This window comes from Streptomyces sp. 8L (assembly GCF_020176795.1).
GTDB lineage: Bacteria > Actinomycetota > Actinomycetes > Streptomycetales > Streptomycetaceae > Streptomyces.
On the sequence record NZ_JAIUKE010000658.1, the window covers coordinates 1 to 4,979 of the forward strand.

The following is a 4,979-nucleotide window of genomic DNA, read 5'->3' on the forward strand; positions in this document are numbered from 1 at the left end:
GCGGTGACCGGAGCGGCGTCGGCGGGGTGGCCGCTGCGATGGGCTCCCGCCTCCGGTGCGCCGGGCGCGTGATCGCCGTCCGCGGGGAGCCGTGGGGAGGGTTGGGCGAGTCGCCGCTACGGCCCGGGGGGCGCGGCCGGTCGCCGTGGAGGGCGACGGCATCGGTGGACTTGGAGATTCCGGTTGTGCAGGTACGGCCCGACGTCCGCACCATGAGCGGCATTTGCCGTGATTGCGCCTCTCCTTGTGTCACAGCTTTGCTTCAACAACACATAGTCATGGTGTGTTTTACGGGGGCCACTTGTGTCACGTGCGTGCTGTTGCGGCATACTCGTGTCCCCGGCCATCAGGCACGGACACCAACTACCTCGGCGGCGGCAGCTCCTCGTCGACCCGGGCGCGACACAAGAGCCCGCGGCACGGCGTGCTGGGCACGTGAGCACTGCTGCTCGGAACCGGTCACCGCCACGTATTCAGGAGTACCGAAGTGCAGAGTTCATTTGCCAGACGTCTGATAGGTGCCGCCGGAGTGGGTTCCATGGCCGCGGCGCTGTCCCTCGCCGGTGTGGGCACCGCGTCCGCCCACGGCCACGACGGCGGCGGCCAGGGCCACTGCGGCCCGCTCCAGCTCCAGTTCTCCTCCGACGGCGGCTCGACCTGGACCAAGAACGACACGCTGCCGGCCGCGCCGAGCAGCATCGTCGTCAAGCTCGACGGCAAGGCCACGAAGGGCTGCGCGTACCCGGTCTCCCTCGCGGCGTACAAGGCCGAGGGCCCGACCTGGGAGAGCTCCGGCACCCAGACCTTCCTCGGTGTCGACCAGGCCACCCTGTCGGACAAGAACCCGCAGGCCACGCTCACGGTCAAGGGCATCGACAAGTCGACCTGCTTCGGCCAGATCGACCTGTACGGCAACAACAAGGTGTACGACGGCAAGAGCGGCGCCCTGCCGCACTTCCCCGACTCGTACACCCCCACGGACCTGATCGCCCACTGGAACGGCAAGTTCGACAAGTGCGAGCAGGGCGGCGGCGGCTCGACCCCGCCCAGCTCGCCCCCGCCGTCGTCGCCCGCGCCTTCGGACTCCAGCACCCCGCCGCCGAGCGGCTCCACGAGCCCGTCGACCGGCCCCTCGGACTCGGCCTCCCCGAGCGCGCCCGCCTCCAGCACGCCGTCCGCGTCGCCGAGCAGCAGCGCCCCCGCCGTCGGCGCCACCGCCGCGCCGTCCGGCACCCCGGTCGCCCAGCCCGTGTCGAGCACGCCGACGCTGGCCGAGACCGGTAGCAACAGCTCGCAGACCACCACCTTCGTGGCCGCGGGCGCCGCGCTCGTCGTCATCGGCGCCGGCGCGGTCGTCTTCACCCGCCGCCGCAACCGCACGCAGGCCTGATCCACGCGCTTGACGCGTACGAGCAGACAGTGAACCGGGGGGGGGGGGGGGCCGCGGGGGGGGGGGGGGGGGGGGGGGGCGGGGGGCCGGGCGCGCCCCCCCCCCCCGCGCGCCCCCCCCCCCCCCCCCCCCCCCCCCCCCCCCCCCCCCCCCCCCCCCCCCCCGGGTTCGCCGTTGCGGCCGTACGTCCAGGGCCGACGCGGACCGGAGGCCTCAGCGCGCTGCCGACATCGCCAGCAGGAACCACGCCGAGTGCGGTATCCACTGCTCGGTCCAGCGCCAGCCGTTGCCGGTGGCGCGGTGGTGTTCCGGCATGAAGGCGATGTCGTGCTCGTCCTCGAAGCCGCCGGTGATGCCGTTGAGGATGCCACCGGGAACGTTCGGGTAGTCCGGCTTGTACTCGATGTTGTTGCGGCCGACCCCCTTGATCATCGAGGAGTCGAACGGGTTGAGCCCGGTCACCCAGTGCAGCTGGTCCTCCGCGAGCTTGCGCAGCCGCTCGGCCGACTCGGCGTCCAGCCCCTCCTGTTCGGACGCGAGTGAGGCGGCGTACGCGACGGAGCAGATGTTCGCGTTCTCGCCCTGCCACCAGTAGCCGGTCTCGTTGTCGTGCGGGAAGAAGAAACTCGTGCGCGGCTCGGCGCCGGTGGACTGCACGTACTGGCGCGCGCAGCCGAACGGGTTGGCCACCTCGTCGGCGAGGAAGGCCGCGTCGGCCATCATGGCGAGCGCCGCCGTGCGCGCCTCGGCGGCGGTGGGCGAGGCCGCGCAGACCTCGGCGTACCGCAGCAACGCCACGGCGGGCAGGCCGGATTCGGCCGCGTGGAAGTACGGGCGGCCCTCCACGTCGCCGACGAGGTGGTGGAAGCCGAGCCCCGAGTCGGTGCGGCGGTCCATGAGCTGCCGGGCGCGGCGTTCGGCGGCGGCGGTCAGCACGGGGTCGGGCTCCGGGGTGGCGCGGACCAGTTCGACGGCGGCCATCAGTGCGCAGTAGTCGTCGAGGACGGACTCCTCGCCGTCGTAGAGGTACTCCTTGTTGTGCGCCTCCAGGTGGTCGAACCCCCGGCGGGCGGCGGCCAGGTACTCGCCGGAGGTGAAGTCGCCGTGGTCGTCCAGGGTGGCGGCGCGGGCGAGCGCCGCGATCGCGAAGCCGCCGCCCATGCGGTAGGCGGCCTGCCAGCGCTGGGTGCGCACGGAGTCCTGGAGGGGGGCGTTGATGACCCGCTCGTCCAGGTTCTTGGTCAGCGCGTCGAAGATCGCCGTGTAGAAGTAGCCCTCGGGCGACTGGAACCGTACGAGGAAGTCCGCGCCGAACAGGGCCTCGTCGCGCAGCCGGTCCCCGAGCGCCTTGAGCAACTGCGGTGTCCGGCGCGTCAGGGTGTCCCGCGCCTCCATGAACGCCCAGGCGCACAGCGGGAGTTGCTGCGGGCTCATCATGCGCGTGTAGTTGAGGTGGCTGAGGAACTTGCTGTAGTCGCCGGACGCGTCCAGCCAGCCGCCGCGCGCGTCGACCGTGGCACGCGAGTCGTCCTGGTAGAAGCCTGCGGTGCGGTCCTTGCGGTCGATGGCGCCGCTGGAGCGCACCGACTTGAAGTAGTACAGGATGTCCGAGAGCGTGCTCTGCTGGAGGACGCGCTCGCCGATGCGGAACGGCTCGGAGCGCTCGTCCCCGTAGACGACGCGGAACACGCCCTCGTCGCGTACGTCGCTGAAGTCGATGACCCGGAAGGTGCCCACGCTCCAGCGGTCCACCGCCTGCTGGGCGCCGACGGCCAGGGGTGTGTCGACGCCGTCGCCCACCAGCCGTGCCGCGCCCAGGGGTTCGGCCCCGGCCGGCTCGGCCGGTGCGGGGCCGGCGAGCAGGACCACCGCCTTCTTGCTGCCGGCCGTGTTGTAGCCGATGTGGTTGGTCAGGATCGTCGCCATCGTCGGGGCTCCTCCGGGGGGGCAAGAGTGGTCTTGGTGGTCTGCTGGGTCTGCTCGGTCAGGTCGGTCTGCTCGGTCAGGTCAGGTCGGGTCGGGTCGGGTGGGTCCGGCCCGGTCAGGGACAGCGGCGTACGGGAGGGCGGCGGTGTCAGTACGGGTACGCCACCGGCTGGTGCTGGACCGTGAGCCAGCGCAGCTCGGTGTATTCGTGGAGGTTGGACTCGCCGCCGGACCTGCCGCCGAGGCCGGACGCGCGCCGGCCACCGAACGGGGCTCCCGCCTCGTCCAGGCAGGTCGTGTCGTTGACGTGCGCCATGGCCGATCCGAGCCGCCGCGCGAGCCGCCTGCCGCGCTCCGGGTCGCCGGTGACGATCGCGTCGACGAGCCCGTACTCCGTCTCGTTGGCGACGGCGACGGCCTCCTCCTCGCTGTCCACCACCATGACCGGCGCGATGGGGGCGAAGATCTCCTCCGTCCACAGCGCCATGTCAGGGGTGACCCCGGTGACCACCGTGGGCCGGTGGAAGAGCCCCTCGCAGCCGCCGCCCTCCACCACGTGCGCGCCCGCCTCGACGGCGCCCGCCAGCAGGTCCCTGGCCCGGTCCCGCTGCTGGGTGCTGATCAGCGGGCCGAGGCCCGTACCGTCCTCGGCCGGATCGCCGACGGTGATCCGGGCGGCCCGTGCCGCCAGGTCCGCGACGTAGCGGTCGTACACCGGACGCAGCACGATGTGCCGCCCCGCGGTGATGCAGGTCTGCCCCTGGTAGTGGAACGAGGACCAGGCGCCGATCGCACCCGCCTGGTCCAGGTCGGCGTCCTCCAGGACGATCAGGGAGTTGTTGCCGCCGAGTTCGAGCGAGACCTTCTTGAGCCGGGAGCCCGCGTCGCGGGCGATCGCCCGGCCGACCGCGCTTGAGCCGGTGAAGTGGACCATGGCGGTGCCGGGATGGGCGGTCAGCGCCTCCCCGGCGTCCTGTTCGCCCGGCACCACCTGGAGCACGCCGGCCGGCAGACCTGCCGAGGCGAACAGGTCCGCGAGCAGCAGCCCGCCGCTGAGCGGGGTGTGCGGCGAGGGCTTGAGCACGACGGCGTTGCCGGTGGCCAGCGCCGGTGCCAGGACGCGCATGGCCAGCACCAGGGGGAAGTTCCACGGCGTGATCACGCCGATGACACCCAGCGGGACCCGCTCGGCGACGCTCTCCCGCCCCGGCGCGCGGCTGGGCAGCGTCTCGGACGTCGCCGCCCCGGCCAGCCCCGCGGCCTGGTGCAGCTCGTCGAGGGCGCCGCTCACCTCGTACTCCGCCTTGCCGCGTATCGAGCCGGTCTCCCGGACGATGAGGTCGCAGAACTCGTCCGACCTGGAGCGCAGTCGCTCCGCGACGGTGCGCAGCAGGTCCGCCCGGGTGCCGAAGTCCGTGGCCGCCCAGTCGCGGGCGGCGAGCGCGGCCTGCGCGACGGCGCGGTCCATGTCGGCGGGCGACGCCGAGCCCGCGGAGCCGAGCGGCTCCTGACGTGCCTTGTCGAGAACGACGCAGGTGCGCCCGTTCTCGGCGGGCACGAAGGCCCCGCCGATGAAGAGGGAGCCGTCCCAGGGGGACGGTGTGGACGATGTCGGCATACGGGCCTCCGGGGTGCGGTGGTGACGGGAGTGCGGGGTGGGGGC

Annotated in this window: 3 protein-coding genes; 1 reads left to right on the forward strand and 2 read right to left on the reverse strand. The window is 72.8% G+C overall.

What is annotated here, in order from left to right; all coding sequences use genetic code 11:
• Positions 1-487 precede the first annotated feature (487 nt).
• Complete coding sequence (locus tag LCE31_RS36610) at positions 488-1,390, forward strand: LPXTG cell wall anchor domain-containing protein (RefSeq protein WP_225022277.1); 903 nt, start codon at positions 488-490, stop codon at positions 1,388-1,390.
• 213 nt (positions 1,391-1,603) lie between these two features.
• Here the strand turns inward: LCE31_RS36610 and LCE31_RS36615 are convergent, their stop codons facing one another.
• Together LCE31_RS36615 and LCE31_RS36620 are read right to left on the reverse strand one after the other, a co-directional pair.
• Positions 1,604-3,316 carry a glycoside hydrolase family 9 protein gene (locus tag LCE31_RS36615; protein ID WP_225022279.1) on the reverse strand — a complete coding sequence of 571 codons (1,713 nt, stop codon included), beginning with the start codon at positions 3,314-3,316 and terminating at the stop codon, positions 1,604-1,606.
• A 148-nt stretch (positions 3,317-3,464) separates the two neighbouring features.
• A partial coding sequence (locus tag LCE31_RS36620) for an aldehyde dehydrogenase family protein (RefSeq protein WP_308042385.1) occupies positions 3,465-4,979 on the reverse strand: 1,515 nt, incomplete at its 5' end.

Coding starts and splice junctions, on each gene's coding strand:
- LCE31_RS36615 (WP_225022279.1), bottom strand. CDS start 3,316: ATGGCGACGATCCTGACCAACCACATCGGCTACAACACGGCCGGCAGC.